The sequence below is a fragment of the Pseudomonas sp. Tun-23181 genome, from assembly GCF_057415455.1.
Window position 1 is genome coordinate 3,551,616 of the sequence record NZ_CM171630.1, and the last position, 15,539, is coordinate 3,567,154.

The 15,539-nt window shown below is 64.5% G+C and carries 12 protein-coding genes; 7 read left to right on the top strand and 5 right to left on the bottom strand.

The annotated features are described in order from the left end of the window. The first annotated feature begins 32 nt into the window (after positions 1 to 32). Genes ACDI39_RS16875 through ACDI39_RS16885 form a run of 3 tightly spaced genes read left to right on the top strand, consistent with a single transcriptional unit; the run spans position 33 to position 1,812 of the window. Positions 33 to 662, top strand: coding sequence for an FMN-binding negative transcriptional regulator (locus tag ACDI39_RS16875; protein ID WP_225786805.1), 630 nt, complete (start codon positions 33 to 35; stop codon positions 660 to 662). Positions 663 to 676: 14 nt separating this feature from the next. Continuing rightward, positions 677 to 1,123, top strand: coding sequence for a GNAT family N-acetyltransferase (locus ACDI39_RS16880; protein WP_225786806.1), 447 nt, complete (start codon positions 677 to 679; stop codon positions 1,121 to 1,123). A gap of 14 nt (positions 1,124 to 1,137) precedes the next feature. After that, positions 1,138 to 1,812 carry a GNAT family N-acetyltransferase gene (locus ACDI39_RS16885; protein ID WP_225786807.1) on the top strand — a complete coding sequence of 225 codons (675 nt, stop codon included), beginning with the start codon at positions 1,138 to 1,140 and terminating at the stop codon, positions 1,810 to 1,812. 189 nt (positions 1,813 to 2,001) lie between these two features. On the opposite strand, the gene oadA is transcribed toward ACDI39_RS16885, so the two are convergent. Both oadA and ACDI39_RS16895 read right to left on the bottom strand, forming a co-directional pair. After that, positions 2,002 to 3,810, bottom strand: a complete 1,809-nt coding sequence (gene oadA / locus ACDI39_RS16890) for a sodium-extruding oxaloacetate decarboxylase subunit alpha (RefSeq protein ID WP_225786808.1) — start codon at positions 3,808 to 3,810, stop codon at positions 2,002 to 2,004. An 11-nt stretch (positions 3,811 to 3,821) separates the two neighbouring features. Further along, positions 3,822 to 5,237, bottom strand: a complete 1,416-nt coding sequence (locus tag ACDI39_RS16895; RefSeq protein WP_225786809.1) for an acetyl-CoA carboxylase biotin carboxylase subunit — start codon at positions 5,235 to 5,237, stop codon at positions 3,822 to 3,824. A gap of 189 nt (positions 5,238 to 5,426) precedes the next feature. Here ACDI39_RS16895 and ACDI39_RS16900 point away from each other — a divergent pair, with 189 nt between their 5' ends. Then, a complete protein-coding gene (locus ACDI39_RS16900) occupies positions 5,427 to 6,389 on the top strand; it encodes a LysR family transcriptional regulator (protein WP_317235042.1) in 963 nt (320 codons plus the stop codon). Here ACDI39_RS16900 and ACDI39_RS16905 read toward each other — a convergent pair. Both ACDI39_RS16905 and hexR read right to left on the bottom strand, forming a co-directional pair. Beyond that, positions 6,331 to 6,549 (bottom strand): PA3496 family putative envelope integrity protein, encoded by a 219-nt coding sequence (locus tag ACDI39_RS16905; RefSeq protein WP_225786810.1) that lies wholly within the window; start codon positions 6,547 to 6,549, stop codon positions 6,331 to 6,333. The genes ACDI39_RS16900 and ACDI39_RS16905 overlap by 59 nt on opposite strands. Positions 6,550 to 6,712: 163 nt before the next feature. Next, complete coding sequence (gene hexR, locus ACDI39_RS16910; RefSeq protein WP_011536461.1) at positions 6,713 to 7,579, bottom strand: transcriptional regulator HexR; 867 nt, start codon at positions 7,577 to 7,579, stop codon at positions 6,713 to 6,715. Positions 7,580 to 7,683: 104 nt separating this feature from the next. Here hexR and zwf point away from each other — a divergent pair, with 104 nt between their 5' ends. Then, the gene (gene zwf, locus ACDI39_RS16915) at positions 7,684 to 9,126 is read left to right on the top strand and encodes a glucose-6-phosphate dehydrogenase (protein ID WP_225786811.1); all 1,443 of its coding nucleotides are present in this window, start codon (positions 7,684 to 7,686) and stop codon (positions 9,124 to 9,126) included. A 16-nt stretch (positions 9,127 to 9,142) separates the two neighbouring features. Here the strand turns inward: zwf and ACDI39_RS16920 are convergent, their stop codons facing one another. After that, positions 9,143 to 12,007, bottom strand: a complete 2,865-nt coding sequence (locus tag ACDI39_RS16920; RefSeq protein WP_225786812.1) for an EAL domain-containing protein — start codon at positions 12,005 to 12,007, stop codon at positions 9,143 to 9,145. Positions 12,008 to 12,240: 233 nt separating this feature from the next. Between ACDI39_RS16920 and uvrD the strand changes: the two genes are divergently transcribed. Both uvrD and ACDI39_RS16930 read left to right on the top strand, forming a co-directional pair. Beyond that, positions 12,241 to 14,424: a DNA helicase II gene (uvrD, locus tag ACDI39_RS16925; RefSeq protein ID WP_225786813.1), complete on the top strand. Its 2,184-nt coding sequence runs from the start codon at positions 12,241 to 12,243 to the stop codon at positions 14,422 to 14,424. A 171-nt stretch (positions 14,425 to 14,595) separates the two neighbouring features. Next, positions 14,596 to 15,450 carry a Tim44 domain-containing protein gene (locus ACDI39_RS16930; RefSeq protein WP_225786814.1) on the top strand — a complete coding sequence of 285 codons (855 nt, stop codon included), beginning with the start codon at positions 14,596 to 14,598 and terminating at the stop codon, positions 15,448 to 15,450. Positions 15,451 to 15,539 lie beyond the last annotated feature (89 nt).

A 15,539-nucleotide genomic window follows, 5' to 3' on the forward strand; every position in this document is an offset into this window, starting at 1 on the left:
TAGGATGGAGCCATTCGACAAGGAGCTGCGCCATGTACAACGCCAGACCCCACCAGGAACACGACCTCGAGCGTTTGCATGCACAGATGCTGGAAACCCGCCTCGCGGTGCTGGTCAGCCATGGCGCGCAAGGCCTGCTGGCCACCCACCTGCCAGTGCTGGTCGATACGACCGAGGGCGAGTACGGCACGGTCCATGGCCACCTGGCGCGGGCCAATCACCAATGGCAGGACCTGGCACAAGGCGGCGAGGCCCTGCTGGTGTTTCCCGGGGCAGACGCCTATGTCAGCCCGTCGTACTACCCCAGCAAGGCCGGCGACCCGAAGGTGGTACCCACCTGGAACTACCTGGCGGTGCATGCCTATGGCCCGGTCGAGGTCATCCACGACGCGCCACGCCTGCTGGACATCGTCAGCCGCCTGAGCGACCGCCACGAGCAGGGCCGCAGCGAGCCGTGGAAAGTGGCCGACGCCCCCGCCGACTACATCGACGGCATGCTCCGCGCCATCGTCGGCATCCGCCTGCCCATCGCCCGCCTGCAAGGCGCGCGCAAGCTCAGCCAGAACCGCAGCGCCACCGACATCCAGGGCGTGCGCGACGGCCTGGCCCGCAGCCCCGACTACCTGGACAAGCAACTCGCGGCGCAGATGCGCCTCCCCTGAAGGAAGAAAGCCCCATGACCCGCATCACCCTGCGCCCGGTCGGCGCTAACGACCATGCCGCCTGGCTGCCCCTGTGGCAGGCCTACCTGCGTTTCTACCAGACCAGCTTGGCCGACGAGGTCAGCAACGTTACCTGGCAGCGCATCCTCGATCCCAACGAGCCAACCCATTCGGCCCTCGCCTGGGTCGACGGCAAGGCGGTAGGCATGGTCAACTGGATCTATCATCGCTCCAACTGGAGCGTCGAGAACGCTTGCTACCTGCAGGACCTGTACGTCGATAACACACAGCGTGGCCAGGGTATCGGCCGCCAGTTGATCGAGCACGTCTATGCCACGGCCAAGGCGGCTGGCTGCGCCAAGGTGCACTGGCTGACCCACGAGACCAACGCGACCGCCATCGGCCTGTACGAACAGGTCGCCGAGCGGCCAGGCTTCATCCAATTTCGCAAGGCACTGTGAGCCGGGAGCCGAACATGAACCAGCCGCTACACTGGAAACCCGCCGCCCTCCCCAAGGCCGAACCCCTTGAAGGCCGCTTCGTTCGCCTGGAAAAGCTCGACTCAAGGCACCACGGCGACGACCTGTGGGACGTGCTGCAGGGGCCGGGCTCCGACCCTGCCCTGTGGGACTACCTGCCCTACGGCCCATTCTCCGAACGGCCGGACTTCGACCTCTGGCTGGACGGCAACGCGGCCAGCCGCGATCCGCTGTTCTACAGTGTCATCGATCGCGCCAGCGGCCAGGTGCAGGGCATCCTGAGCCTGCTGTCGATCGTCCCCGAGCACGGCCGCATCGAGATCGGCCACATCGCCTTCAGCGCCGCCATGCAGCGTACACCAAAAGGCACCGAGGCGATCTACCTGCTGGGCAAGCTCGGCTTCGGGCTGGGCAACCGCCGCCTGGAATGGAAGTGCAACAACGCCAATGCCCGCTCGAAGCGCGCGGCAGAGCGCTTGGGCTTCGTCTTCGAAGGGGTGTTCCGCAACCACATGGTGATCAAGGACCGCAACCGCGATACGGCCTGGTATGCGATTACCGATGAACAGTGGCCAGCGGTGGCAGCGGGGTTCGAGCGTTGGTTGAGCGAAGCCAATCAACGGCCCGAAGGGCAACTCGAAACGCTCGAGGCCTGCCGGAACCGGACCTGAGCAAGCTCGCCAGGGCCAGGTAAGGATCAGATGACCTGACGCTGTCGCCTGACCACCCCCCATCTGTAGGCCGAATGGGCGAAATACGGCGTTCTTGTTTCTGTCTTTCCCAGGATTCCGTGAAGAACCCAAAAAAAGGGGAGCATATCGCTCCCCACGAGGTAAACCGCTTGCAGTCGAAGGCGTCTATCAGCCCTCGATCTCGATCAGGATCTCACCCGGAGTCACCCGGTCGCCCTTGGCCACGTGGATAGCGACGACCTTGCCGGCGATGGCCGCCTGGACTTCGGTCTCCATCTTCATGGCTTCGGTGATCAGTACCGCCTGACCGGCCTTGACCATGTCGCCTTCCTTGACCAGCACGTCGACGATGTTGCCCGGCATGGTGGTGCTCACATGACCCGGATCGCTGGCCTGCTTGCGCTTGCTGCCGCCACCACCGACGAATTCGTTGAGCGGCTCGAACACCACTTCTTCCGGCATGCCATCGATGGACAGGTAGAAGTGACGCTTGCCTTCGGCCTTGACACCGACACCGGTAATGTCGACGCGGTAGGTCTCGCCGTGCACGTCGATGACGAACTCGGTCGGCACACCTTCGCCGCTGGCCGAGGCCACGGCACCGGCTTCCGGGATCGGCAGCAGGACTTCGGGCTTGAGGGTGCCGGCTTCGCGCTCCTCGAGGAACTTGCGGCCGATGTCCGGGAACATGGCATAGGTCAGCACGTCTTCTTCACAGCTGGCGAGGCTGCCGATCTCGGCGCGCAGCTTGGCCATTTCCGGCTTGAGCAGGTCGGCCGGACGCACGTCGATCACCTCTTCGCTGCCGATCGCCTGGCGCCGCAGCTTCTCGTCGACTACACCCGGGGCCTTGCCGTAGCCGCCCTGCAGGTACAGCTTCACTTCGTTGGTGATGGTCTTGTAGCGCTCGCCGGCCAGCACGTTGAAGAACGCCTGGGTGCCGACGATCTGCGAGGTCGGGGTGACCAGCGGTGGGAAGCCGAGGTCTTCGCGCACGCGCGGGATCTCCGCCAGCACTTCGTTCATGCGGTTGAGCGCGCCCTGCTCCTTGAGCTGGTTGGCCAGGTTGGAAATCATGCCGCCTGGAACCTGGTTGACCTGCACGCGGGTATCCACGGCGGTGAACTCGCTTTCGAACTGGTGGTACTTCTTGCGCACGGCGTAGAAGTACAGGCCGATCTCCTGCAGCAGCTCCAGGTCCAGGCCGGTGTCGTACTCGCTGCCCTTGAGCGCGGCGACCATCGACTCGGTGCCCGGGTGGCTGGTACCCCAGGCGAAGCTGGAGATAGCGGTGTCGATATGATCGGCGCCGTTTTCCACAGCCTTGAGCTGGCACATGGCGGCTAGGCCGGCGGTGTCGTGGGAGTGGATGAACACCGGCAGCGACTGCTCGGCCTTCAGCGCCTTGACCAGTTCGCCAGTGGCATAGGGAGTCAGCAGGCCGGCCATGTCCTTGATCGCCACCGAGTCGCAACCCATGGCTTCCATCTGCTTGGCCTGGGTCACGAAGGCTTCGATGGTGTGCACCGGGCTGGTGGTGTAAGCGATGGTGCCCTGGGCGTGCTTGCCGGCAGCCTTGACCGCCTCGATGGCCACGCGCAGGTTACGCACGTCGTTCATGGCGTCGAAGATGCGGAACACGTCGATGCCGTTGACCGCCGCCTTGGCGACGAAGGCCTTGACCACGTCGTCGCTGTAATGGCGGTAGCCCAGCAGGTTCTGGCCGCGCAGCAGCATTTGCAGGCGAGTGTTGGGCAGGGCCGCACGCAGCTTGCGCAGGCGCTCCCACGGGTCTTCCTTGAGGAAGCGCACGCAGGCGTCGAAGGTGGCGCCCCCCCAGACTTCCAGCGACCAGTAGCCGACCTTGTCGAGCTTGTCGCAGATCGGCAGCATGTCTTCGGTGCGCATGCGGGTGGCCAGCAGGGACTGGTGGGCGTCGCGCAGGATTGTGTCGGTGACAAAGATTTTCTTGGACATTATTCGGTTCCTCACAGGCCTGCGTGTGCAGCAATGGCGGCGGCGATGGCCAGGGCCAGCTCTTCGGGTTTGCGCTTGATCGAGTAGTTGGTCAGTTCCGGGTGGCTTTCCACGAAGCTGGTGTTGAACTGGCCGCTACGGAATTCCGGATTGCGCAGGATCTCCTGGTAATACGCGGCAGTGGTCTTCACGCCTTGCACACGCATGTCGTCCAGGGCCCGCAGGCCACGGTCCATGGCTTCTTCCCAGGTCAGCGCCCAGACCACCAGTTTCAAGCACATGGAGTCGTAGAACGGCGGAATGGTGTAGCCGGTGTAGATCGCGGTATCGGTGCGTACCCCGGGGCCGCCAGGTGCGTAGTAACGGGTGATCTTGCCGAAGCTGGGCAGGAAGTTGTTCTTCGGATCCTCCGCATTGATGCGAAACTGCAGCGCGTAGCCGCGGTGCTGGATGTCTTCCTGCTTGACCGACAGGGGCAGGCCCGAGGCGATGCGGATCTGCTCGCGGACGATATCGATGCCGGTGATTTCCTCGGTGATGGTGTGCTCCACCTGCACGCGGGTGTTCATCTCCATGAAGTACACCTCGCCATCGGCGAGCAGGAACTCCACGGTGCCGGCGTTCTCGTAGTTGACCGCCTTGGCCGCGCGCACCGCCAGGTCGCCGATGTAGGCGCGCTGTTCCGGGGTCAGCTGGGGGCTCGGGGCGATCTCGATGAGCTTCTGGTTGCGACGCTGGATCGAGCAATCGCGCTCGAACAGGTGCACCACGTTGCCGAAACTGTCACCGAGGATCTGCGCCTCGATGTGCTTGGGATTGACGATGCACTTTTCCAGGAATACTTCGGCCGAACCGAAGGCCTTGGTGGCCTCGGAGATCACCCGCGGGAAGGCCTGCTCCAGCTCCTCGCGGCTGTTGCAGCGACGGATGCCGCGGCCACCACCACCGGAGGTGGCCTTGAGCATCACCGGGTAACCGATGCGGTCACCTTCGCTCAGGGCTTCATGGATGTCGGCGACGTTGCCTTCGGTGCCAGGGGTCACGGGCACCCCGGCCTGGATCATGGTGCGGCGCGCCTCGGTCTTGTCGCCCATGCGGCGAATGACGTCGGCGGCAGGACCGATGAACTTGACCCCGCGCTCGGCGCAGATTTCCGCCAGTTCGGCGTTCTCCGAAAGGAAACCGTAGCCCGGATGCAGGGCATCGCAGCCGGTTTCCACGGCAAGGTTGACCAGCTTGCGCGGGTTCAGGTAGCCGGACAGGGGCTCGGCACCGATACTGTAGGCCTCGTCGGCGCGCTTGACGTGCAAGGCATGACGGTCGGCGTCGGAAAAGATCGCGACCGAGCGAATGCCCATCTCGGCGCATGCACGCACGATCCGAACTGCGATTTCACCCCGGTTGGCGATCAGGATTTTTTTTATCACTGGAGTCTTCCCAAAGCCGATGGAACAGACGACCCGGTTCTACCGGTCGGCGCGTGACCAGACGCTACTGGCCAGTCGCGTATTCACCCTAGCGCTGTAGGTTGATAAACAAAAATCAATATTTATTAGAGGCAGCATTAGCAAAAGCTTATAGTGCAGTAACAAGGTTTTGCCGGAGCCTGGAGAGAAATGCGTAAGTCATTGATGCGTATGACATTGCGTCAATTGCAGATCTTCAACGAAGTGTGCGATTTGCGCTCGTACAGCCGAGCGGCGGAGGAAATGGCGCTGACGCAACCCGCCGTTAGTCTACAGATCCGTCAGCTCGAAGAGCTGATCGGCCAGCCGCTGTTCGAGTACGTCGGCAAGAAGCTCTACCTGACCGAAGCGGCCGAAGCCCTGCAACGGGCCAGCCGGGACATCTTCGGGCGCCTGGAGAACCTCGACATGCAGCTGTCGGACATGCAGGGTTCACTGCAGGGGCAGTTGAAGCTGGCGATCGAGTCCAGCGCCAAGTACTTCGTGCCACACCTGTTCGCCGCCTTCAAGCAACGTCACCCGGAGGTCAACCTGACCCTCACCGTGGTCAACCGGGCCCAGGCGATCCGGCGCCTGTCGGACAACCGCGACGACCTGATCATCATGTCGATGGTCCCCCAGGACATGGGCCTGGAGTTCATGCCGTTCCTGAACAACCCGATCGTCGCCGTGGCGCCGCCCGACCACCCGCTGTGCAAGCTGGAAAAGCTCCGCCTGCAGGACCTGGAGCCTCATACCCTGCTCATCCGCGAGCAAGGTTCGGGCACACGCAAGGCCTGCGAGGAATACTTCAAGGACAAGCGCGTGCACTTCACCCAGACCCTGGAAGTGGCGTCCTCCGACGCCCAGCGCGAATGCGTGATCGCCGGCCTGGGCATTGCCCTGCTGACCCGCCATGCGCTGAACATGGAACTGGCCACGGGCGTGCTCAAGGAACTGCCGGTGGAGGAGCTGCCGCTGTACCGCAGCTGGTGCCTGGTGCAGTCCAAGGCCAAGCGGCAGTCGCCGGTGGCCTTGGCGTTCCAGGCGTTCATTCGCAATGAACGTGCGAGGATCAGCGGGCTTGTGGAGCGATTTTCGGGGAAGTTGCCGCCGATACCTGCCATACCGTGATGTCTTTCAACTCAGGGTAGTCGGCGATCTCACGCAGTAATTGGCGTTGCTCGCAGTAGCTTTCGATCGCACGGCGAAACTCCATGCGACGCTGATCCTTCTCGTGCTGTTTGCGAGCCTTGGCGCTGGGGTGGTACGAGCCATCGTGGTCACGAGCCATTGCCTGTCTCCCAGATGAGGATGCGGGGAGTTTCAGACTGGCGTGATGGTTTTACGGTTTGGTGCAGATCGGGTGACAGTATCGTGAATTCTTGCCGCCAATGGCGGCTTGTTCGCAGGCCAAGAGCCTCTGGGGCCGCTTGGCTTGCCTTGGGCATCCAGGATCAGTCGTCGGTCGCCTTGATCGACTTCGGCGACAACCGCAGGCTGCGCAGGCTGCGCTTGACGCTCTTGAGGTGGTTGACCAGGCTCGGCCCACGGGCCATGGCCACGCCCATGGCCAGCACATCGATCACCACCAGGTGGGCGATCCGTGAGGTCAGCGGGGTGTAGATCTCGGTGTCCTCGTGCACGTCGATGGCCAGGTTGACGGTGGACAACTCCGCCAGCGGCGTCTGGCTCGGGCACAGGGTAATCAGGTTGGCACCGCTCTCGCGCACCAGGTTGGCAGTGATCAGCAGGTCCTTGGAGCGGCCCGACTGGGAGATGCACACCGCCACGTCGCCCGGCTTCAGGGTCACCGCCGACATCGCCTGCATGTGCGGGTCGGAATAGGCCGCGGCGCTGAGCAGCAGACGGAAGAACTTGTGCTGGGCATCGGCGGCCACCGCACCTGAGGCACCGAAACCGTAGAACTCCACGCGCTGGGCCTGGGCCATGGCGGTCACCGCCTGCTGCAGTGCCTGCGGGTCGAGGTGCTCGCGCACTTCCATCAGGGTATGCAAGGTGGTGTCGAAGATCTTCAGGCTGTAGTCGGCGACCGAGTCGTCCTCGTGAATCGCGAACTGCCCGAAACTGGCGCCAGCGGCCAGGCTCTGGGCCAACTTGAGCTTCAGGTCCTGGAAGCCCGAGCAACCGATGGCCCGGCAGAAGCGCACGATGGTCGGTTCGCTGATCCCTACGCTGTGGGCCAGGTCGGCCATGGAACTGTGCATGACGGCAGCCGGATCGAGCAGTACATGGTCGGCCACTTTCAGTTCCGATTTGCGCAGCAAGTGGCGCGATTGGGCGATATGTTGCAACAGATTCACAGGCTGGACTCGGTTATGATCGGCTGGCCGGGATGTAGCTTTCTTGTAGTTATACTACATGACCGGCGACCCGCCCAGCTAAACGAATGTGGAGAGTGGTGGTTTTGACTATTCCTTGCGACATCCTGGTCTTCGGCGGCACGGGCGACCTGGCCCTGCACAAATTGCTGCCGGCGCTCTACCATCTGTATCGCGAGGCCCGTCTGCACAACGCCGTGCGCATCATTGCCCTGGCCCGGCGCAACCTGCCACGGGACGAGTACGTCAAGCTCGCCGAACGCCACTGCCGCGCCCAGATCGCTCGCAATGATTTCGAAGAGGACGTCTGGCGGCGCTTCTGCGCCCGCCTGGACTACTTCGCCATGGACGCCTCGCAAAGCGCCGACTTCGGCCGCCTGGCCCGTTATCTCGGCGAGCCCGGCGGGCTGACGCGGGTCTACTACCTGGCCACCGCCCCCAACCTGTTCGTGCCCATCGTCAACCACCTGCGCATCGCAGGCCTGGCCGACAGCGAGGCGCGCATCGTGCTGGAAAAACCCATCGGCCACTCGCTCGGTTCGGCCACCGCCATCAATGAAGCCATAGGCGCGGTGTTCGACGAGTCCCAGGTGTTTCGCATCGACCACTACCTGGGCAAGGAGACGGTGCAGAACCTCATGGCCCTGCGCTTCGCCAATGCCCTGCTCGAGCCGGTGTGGCGCAATGGCCAGGTCGATCATGTACAGATCAGCGTCTGCGAGACCCTCGGCGTGGAGAACCGTGGTGCCTATTACGACCGTGCCGGGGCGACCCGCGACATGCTGCAGAACCACCTGCTGCAGTTGCTGTGCCTGGTGGCCATGGAGCCTCCCGCGCAGTTCGAGGCCGAGGCGGTGCGCGACGAGAAGGTGAAGATCCTCCGTGCCCTCAAGCCGATCACCGGCCAGGACGTGCAGGACAAGACCGTGCGCGGCCAGTACGGCGCCGGCAGGATCGGCGGCCAGGAAGTGCCGGCCTACTACTTCGAGAAGGACGTGGACAACGACAGCGATACCGAGACCTTCGTCGCCGTGCAGGCACAGATCGACAACTGGCGCTGGGCCGGCGTGCCGTTCTACCTGCGCACCGGCAAGCGCATGGCGCGGCGCTCGTCGCAGATCGTCATCCAGTTCAAGCCTGTGCCCCATCAGCTGTTCAGCGGTGGCCAGGTCAACCAGTTGCTGATCCAGTTGCAACCGGAGGAACGCATCAGCCTGCGCATGATGACCAAGAGCCCGGGCAAGGGCATGCGCCTGGAACCGGTGGAACTGGACCTGAACCTGGCCCAGGTGTTCGGCCAGACCCGCCGCTGGGAAGCCTACGAGCGCCTGCTGCTGGATGTGCTGGCGGGCGATTCGACCCTGTTCATGCGCCGCGACGAAGTGGAAGCCGCATGGGCCTGGATCGACCCGATCCTCAAGGGCTGGGAGGAGCACTTCCAGGCCCCGCGCCCCTACCCCGCCGGCACCAACGGGCCGGAGCAAGCCAACAGCCTGCTGGCGCACCAGGGCCGGGCCTGGCACGCATGAAGCAGCGCTTTGCCCCCTAGGCGCCGGGATTGGCCAGCAGGGCCTCGAAGCGTCGCGCGTCGACCGGCTTGCTGATCAGGTAGCCCTGCGCCTCGTCACACCCATGCTCGCGCAGGAATGCCAGCTGCTCGCGGGTTTCCACCCCCTCCGCCACCACCTTCAGCTCAAGGCTCTTGGCCATGGCGATGATCGCCCGGGTGATGGCCGCATCCTGCCGGCCTTCATGCAGGCCGCGGATGAAGGCCTGGTCGATCTTCACGTAGTCGACCGGGAAGCGCTTGAGGTAGCTCAGCGACGAATAGCCAGTGCCGAAGTCGTCGATAGCCAGCTTGACCCCCAGCTCATGCAACTGGCGGAAGGTGGCGATGATGTGCTCGACGCTGTCGAGCAACTGGCTTTCGGTCAGTTCCAGCTCCAGCAGGTGCGGCGCCAGCCCGCTCTCGTCCAGCACCTGGCGCACCAGGCTGACGATCTTGCCCTGGCGCAGTTGGTAGACCGACAGGTTCACCGAGACGCGGATCGCCAGCCCCTGGCGCTGCCACTCGCACGCCTGCCAGCAGGCCTGGCGCAGGACGAACTCACCCATCGGTGCGATCAGCCCGGTTTCCTCGGCCAGGCCGATGAACTCGCCCGGCGGCACCATGCCCCATTCGGGATGCTGCCAGCGCACCAGCGCTTCGGCCGCGTGCAGGCGGCCGCTGCGTAGGCACAGCTTGGGCTGGTAGTAGACCAGCAACTGCCGCTCGTCGAGGGCCTTGCGCAGTTGGTTTTCCAGTTGCAGGCGCTCAAGGGTGCTGGCGCGCAGGCTCTCGGTGTAGAACTGGAAATTGTCGCCGCCCAGGTGCTTGGCATGCTGCTTGGCCATGTCAGCCTGGCTCAGCAGCGCGTTGACGTCGAAGGTCGCGTCCGGCAACAGGCTGATCCCCACCGAGGCGCTGACCACCACTTCATGGCCACCCAGGCGCTGGGGAACGCGCAACTTGTCGAGCAACCGCGTAGTGACCCGCACCAGGCTGGACAGGTTGCTGTAGCCGTCGAACAGCACGACGAATTCATCACCGGAAAGACGCGCGACAGTATCGGCCTCGGGCACCGCATTGGCGATGCGCTGGGCCATCCGCTTGAGCAACGTGTCGGCCCATTCATGGCCGAGGCTCTCGTTGAGCAGCTTGAAACGGTCCAGGTCGATGTGCAGCAGCGCCAGGCTGCGACCATTGAGGCGCACCCGCTGCACCGCCTCGTGCAGGCGCAGGCGAAACAGCGCGCGGTTGGCCAGCCCGGTCAGGTCATCGTAATGGGCCAGGTAGCGCAAGCGCTCCTCGGATTCGCGTCGCGCCGACAGGTCGGTATAGAAACCGACGATGTTGCTGATATTGCCGCGCACGTCACGCACGCCATTGAGCTGCAGCCATTGCGGGTAGAGTTCGCCATTGCTGCGCGCCTCCACCAACTCGCCCTGCCAGCGCCCCTGCTGCTCCAGGGCCTGGCCGATCGCCTGGCTGTGGCGCCGGGCATCGCGGCTGCAGGGCAGGTCCAGGGCGTTGCGCTGGATCAGCTCCCCCCGACAGTAGCCGGTGATGTCGCAAAAAGCCTGATTGACCGCCAGCAGCTGGAAATCCGCATCGAGAATGGCGATGCCTTCGCTGGCCGCTTCGAACACAGTGGCGGCCAGGCGTTGCTGCTCTTCCTGCTCCTTGCGCGCCGTGATGTCGCGGCGCGTACCGAGCATGCGCAGCACCTTGCCGTCGGGGCCATGCTCCACCGCCCGGCCACGGTCCTCGATCCAGCACCAGTGGCCTTGGGTGTGGCGCACGCGGTACTCGACACAATAGTCTTCGCTGCGGCCCTTGAGGTGCTCGACCAGGGTCCGGCGCAACAGCGGCAGGTCGTCCGGATGCAGGCGTGGCTTGAGGTCGGCACGGACCGAGCGGACCTGCCGCGGGTCCAGGCCGAACAAGGCATGTAGCTGGGTGTGATGCACCTCGTCGCTCTCCAGGTTCCAGTCCCACAGCCCCAGCTCACTGGCGTCCAATGCCAGGGCCAGGCGCTGCTCGCTCGTACCCAGGGCATGGTTGGCCAGGTCCAGTTCATGGCTGCGCTGGGCTACCTGCTGCTCCAGCCCGGCCTGGGCCTGGCGCAGTTGATCTTCGGCGCACCGGCGCTGTTCCACCTCGCTGAGCAATACCTGGTTCAGGTGCTCGCCATGGCGCTGGGCCTCCTGCAACTGCTCGATCAGCGCCTGGTTCTGGAAGCGCCGCAACAGGCCGCGCTCGATCAGCCGGTTGACCTGCCAGGCCACCACCATCAGCGCCGCCAGCAGGATCAGGCCGAGCCAGCCCCACCCCCGCTGCAGACCCGCTTGGTAGTAGAACAGGAACAGGATCGGTGGCAGCAGGCAGGGCAAGGCGAAACTGAGAAAGGCCGGCAGGCTCACCGCATAGGCCACGCTGGCCGACAGCACCGCTGCCCCCAGCAAGCCGAACACCCAGGCCTGTTGCACGAAGTTCTCCACAGGCACCAGGACGATTGCCGCACAGGCCAAGGTCAGGCCGCTGAACGCCGAGCCGAGCAGGAACATGCGATGCCAGGTCGGCTTGGCCTGGCGCGCTGGCGTCGCCGCATCGAAAGCCGCCACCTGGATCACCCGCAGGGCCACCAGCGCCAGCAACCAGATCAGCCACACGCCGACCAGCAGGTAGCGCGCAGGGCTCCACAACAGCCAGGCGCACAGCAGGCCGTTGAGCAACATGAACAGGGTGGGCAACAGCGAGCCCTGGTAGAGCAGGCGGGTTCGCTCGATGGAGAGCTGGGTCGCGAATTGCCTGCGTACGTTCCTTATGGTTTGCGGCGATGCTCCGCTCGCCGTGCAATCCTGGGTCATAGGGCAGTGTTCTTGTTATGTTCTTGGCCGCAAAACGAGCAGGGAGCATACACAAGCCCCGCCCCAGGCCAAACTGCTCTGCGTCAGGATGCGCGAAAATACCGCGGCCTTCGCCCCGCGACCGCTCAAGCACGCGGCTCACTCAGCCGTGTCGATGAGTGGCCGGCCAGGCACGGCAAGATTTATCCTAGGGCCGTTTGCCCCTGCCCCCTGCGCGGCCCTAGAATGGCCGGATGCGCAACGATGACCTCTCCCTCCTGCTGAACTCCCTCAACGACGCCCAACGCCAGGCCGTAGCGGCCCCGGTGGGGCGTCAATTGGTGCTTGCCGGCGCCGGCTCGGGCAAGACCCGCGTGCTGGTGCACCGTATCGCCTGGCTGATCCAGGTCGAGCAGGCCTCGCCCCACTCGATCCTGTCGGTGACCTTCACCAACAAGGCCGCGGCGGAAATGCGCCAGCGGATCGAGCAACTGCTGGGCATCAACCCAGCCGGCATGTGGGTGGGGACCTTCCACGGCCTGGCCCACCGCCTGTTGCGGGCCCACTGGCAGGAAGCGCGGCTGGCGCAGAACTTCCAGATCCTCGACAGCGACGACCAGCAACGCCTGATCAAGCGGGTGATCCGCGAGCTCGGCCTCGACGAACAGCGCTGGCCGGCGCGCCAGGCCCAATGGTTCATCAACGGGCAGAAGGACGAAGGCCTGCGCCCGCAGCACATCCAGGCCAGCGGCGACCTGTTCCTGGCCACCATGCGCTCGATCTACGAAGCCTACGAACAGGCCTGCGAGCGTGCCGGGGTCATCGACTTTTCCGAATTGCTGCTGCGCGCCCTGGACCTGTGGCGCGACCACCCCGGCTTGCTCGAGCACTACCAGCGGCGCTTCCGCCACCTGCTGGTGGACGAGTTCCAGGACACCAACGCAGTGCAGTACGCCTGGCTGCGCCTGCTCGCCGCCGGTGGCGACAGCCTGATGGCCGTGGGTGACGACGACCAGTCGATCTATGGCTGGCGCGGCGCCAAGATCGAGAACATCCACCAGTACACCGCCGACTTCCCCGACGCCGAACTGATCCGCCTGGAGCAGAACTATCGCTCCACCGGCGGCATCCTCAAGGCTGCCAACGCGCTGATCGCCAACAACAGCGGGCGCCTGGGCAAGGAGCTGTGGACCGACATGGGCGAAGGCGAGCCGCTGAGCCTGTACGCCGCCTATAACGAGCACGACGAAGCGCGCTACGTGGTGGAAACCATCGAAAGCATCCTCAGGCAGGGCAACGCACGCAGCGAGATCGCCATTCTCTACCGCTCCAATGCCCAGTCGCGGGTGCTGGAGGAAGCCCTGCTGCGCGAGCGCATCCCCTACCGTATCTATGGTGGCCAGCGCTTCTTCGAACGCGCCGAGATCAAGAACGCCATGGCCTACCTGCGCCTGCTCGAAGGCCGTGGCAACGACGCGGCCCTGGAGCGGGTGATCAACGTGCCGCCCCGCGGCATCGGCGAGAAGACCGTCGAGGCCATCCGCGAGCACGCGCGCCACAGCCAGTTGTCGATGTGGGAGGCGATGTGCCAGTTGCTCGCCGCCAAGGCCCTCAAGGGCCGCGCCGCCAGTGCTCTGGGCGCCTTCATCGAACTGATCGAGAACCTCGCCGCCAAGGTCCTGGACATGCCGCTGCACCTGATGACCCAGACCGTCATCGAACAGTCCGGGCTGATCATCTATCACCAGGAAGAAAAGGGCGAGAAAGGCCAGGCGCGGGTAGAGAACCTCGAGGAACTTGTCAGCGCGGCGCGCAACTTCGAAACCAGTGACGACGACGCCGACCTCTCGCCCTTGTCGGCTTTCCTTGGCCACGCCTCGCTGGAAGCCGGCGATGCCCAGGCCGACGAGCACGAGGACAGCATCCAGTTGATGACCCTGCACAGTGCCAAGGGCCTGGAGTTTCCCTATGTGTTCCTGGTGGGCATGGAAGAGGGCCTGTTCCCCCACAAGATGAGCCTGGAGGAGCCCGGCCGTCTGGAAGAGGAGCGGCGCCTGGCCTACGTGGGCATCACCCGGGCCATGCGCCAGCTGATCATGACCTATGCCGAGACACGTCGGCTGTATGGCAGCGAGACCTACAACAAGGTGTCGCGCTTCGTACGGGAGATTCCGGCCGGGTTGGTCCAGGAAGTGCGCCTGTCCAACAGTGTCAGCCGCCCCTTCGGCGGTGCGCAGGCCACCTCGAGCAGCCTGTTCGCCAATGCCAGCATCCCGCAGACCGCGTTCGCCCTCGGCCAGCGCGTGCAGCATGCGGTGTTTGGCGAGGGCGTGATCCTCAACTTCGAGGGCTCCGGTGCCCAGGCGCGGGTGCAGGTGAACTTCGCCGAAGGCAGCAAGTGGCTGATGCTGGGGTACGCCAAGCTGGAAGCGATCTGACCTGTGGGGCTGCATTGCAGCCCCAGATAACAGTTGAAATGTCCTACAGCCTGATCAGCCTTGGCCTCCGGCCAATCAGGCAAAAGCTGGAAACATTATGGCACTGGCCATATGTCCTACAACCTGTGCACCATGACGCGCGTGCAATCCACAACAGGGGAAATCCCACTTATGCAACGTTTTCTTAGCATCGCTCTGGCGCTCTGCGTCGGCCTGACGCTGAGCCTGGATGCCAACGCCAAGCGCTTCGGCGGTGGCAAGAGCTCGGGCTCCGCGCCTATCCACCAGACCCGCCAGGCCACGCCAACCACGCCTGCCGCCGCGCCGACCGCGCCTGGCCGCGCTCCGGCCGCAGCCAGCGGTGCTTCGCGCTGGCTGGGCCCACTGGCCGGCCTCGCCGCCGGTGGCCTGCTGGCCTCCATGTTCATGGGCGATGGCTTCCAGGGCATGCAGATCCTCGACTTCCTGATCATGGGCCTGATCGCCTTCCTGGTGTTCCGCTTCATCGCCGCGCGGCGTCGCCAGCAGCAGCCGCAGATGGCCGGTGCCAACCACGCACCGTACCAGCGCGAAACCCACGCCCAGCCTGCCCAACCGTCGATCTTCGGTGGCGCCGCAGCCCCCGCTGCCGCAGCCGCACCGGTGATCAACGCGCCAGCCTGGTTCAACGAGCAGAGCTTCCTGGCCGCCGCACGCACCCACTTCATGTCGCTGCAGCAGCACTGGGACGCCAACGAGATGGACAAGATCTCCGAGTTCGTCACCCCGCAGATGCTCGAGTTCCTCAAGCGCGAGCGTGCCGACCTGGGTGATGGCTTCCAGTCCACCTACATCGACAACCTCGAAGTGCAGCTGGAAGGCATCGACGACCGTGCCGACCGGACCATCGCCACCCTGACCTTCCATGGTGTGTCGAAGACCTCCCGTTTCGACCAGGGCGAAGCCTTCAGCGAAAGCTGGCACATGGAGCGCGCCCAGGGCGAGAACCAGCCTTGGCTGCTCGCCGGTATCCGCCAGAACGGCTGATTCCAGGCATTGCACAACGAACCCCGGGCATGTCCCGGGGTTTTTGCTTTTGGCCCAGTGGGCTACTAGGGTATAACGCGCAGCGTCGT

Coding starts and splice junctions, on each gene's coding strand:
- ACDI39_RS16880 (WP_225786806.1), top strand. CDS start 677: ATGACCCGCATCACCCTGCGCCCGGTCGGCGCTAACGACCATGCCGCC.
- ACDI39_RS16930 (WP_225786814.1), top strand. CDS start 14,596: ATGCAACGTTTTCTTAGCATCGCTCTGGCGCTCTGCGTCGGCCTGACG.
- ACDI39_RS16920 (WP_225786812.1), bottom strand. CDS start 12,007: ATGACCCAGGATTGCACGGCGAGCGGAGCATCGCCGCAAACCATAAGG.
- ACDI39_RS16905 (WP_225786810.1), bottom strand. CDS start 6,549: ATGGCTCGTGACCACGATGGCTCGTACCACCCCAGCGCCAAGGCTCGC.
- ACDI39_RS16900 (WP_317235042.1), top strand. CDS start 5,427: ATGCGTAAGTCATTGATGCGTATGACATTGCGTCAATTGCAGATCTTC.
- ACDI39_RS16885 (WP_225786807.1), top strand. CDS start 1,138: ATGAACCAGCCGCTACACTGGAAACCCGCCGCCCTCCCCAAGGCCGAA.
- oadA (WP_225786808.1), bottom strand. CDS start 3,810: ATGTCCAAGAAAATCTTTGTCACCGACACAATCCTGCGCGACGCCCAC.
- ACDI39_RS16875 (WP_225786805.1), top strand. CDS start 33: ATGTACAACGCCAGACCCCACCAGGAACACGACCTCGAGCGTTTGCAT.
- uvrD (WP_225786813.1), top strand. CDS start 12,241: ATGCGCAACGATGACCTCTCCCTCCTGCTGAACTCCCTCAACGACGCC.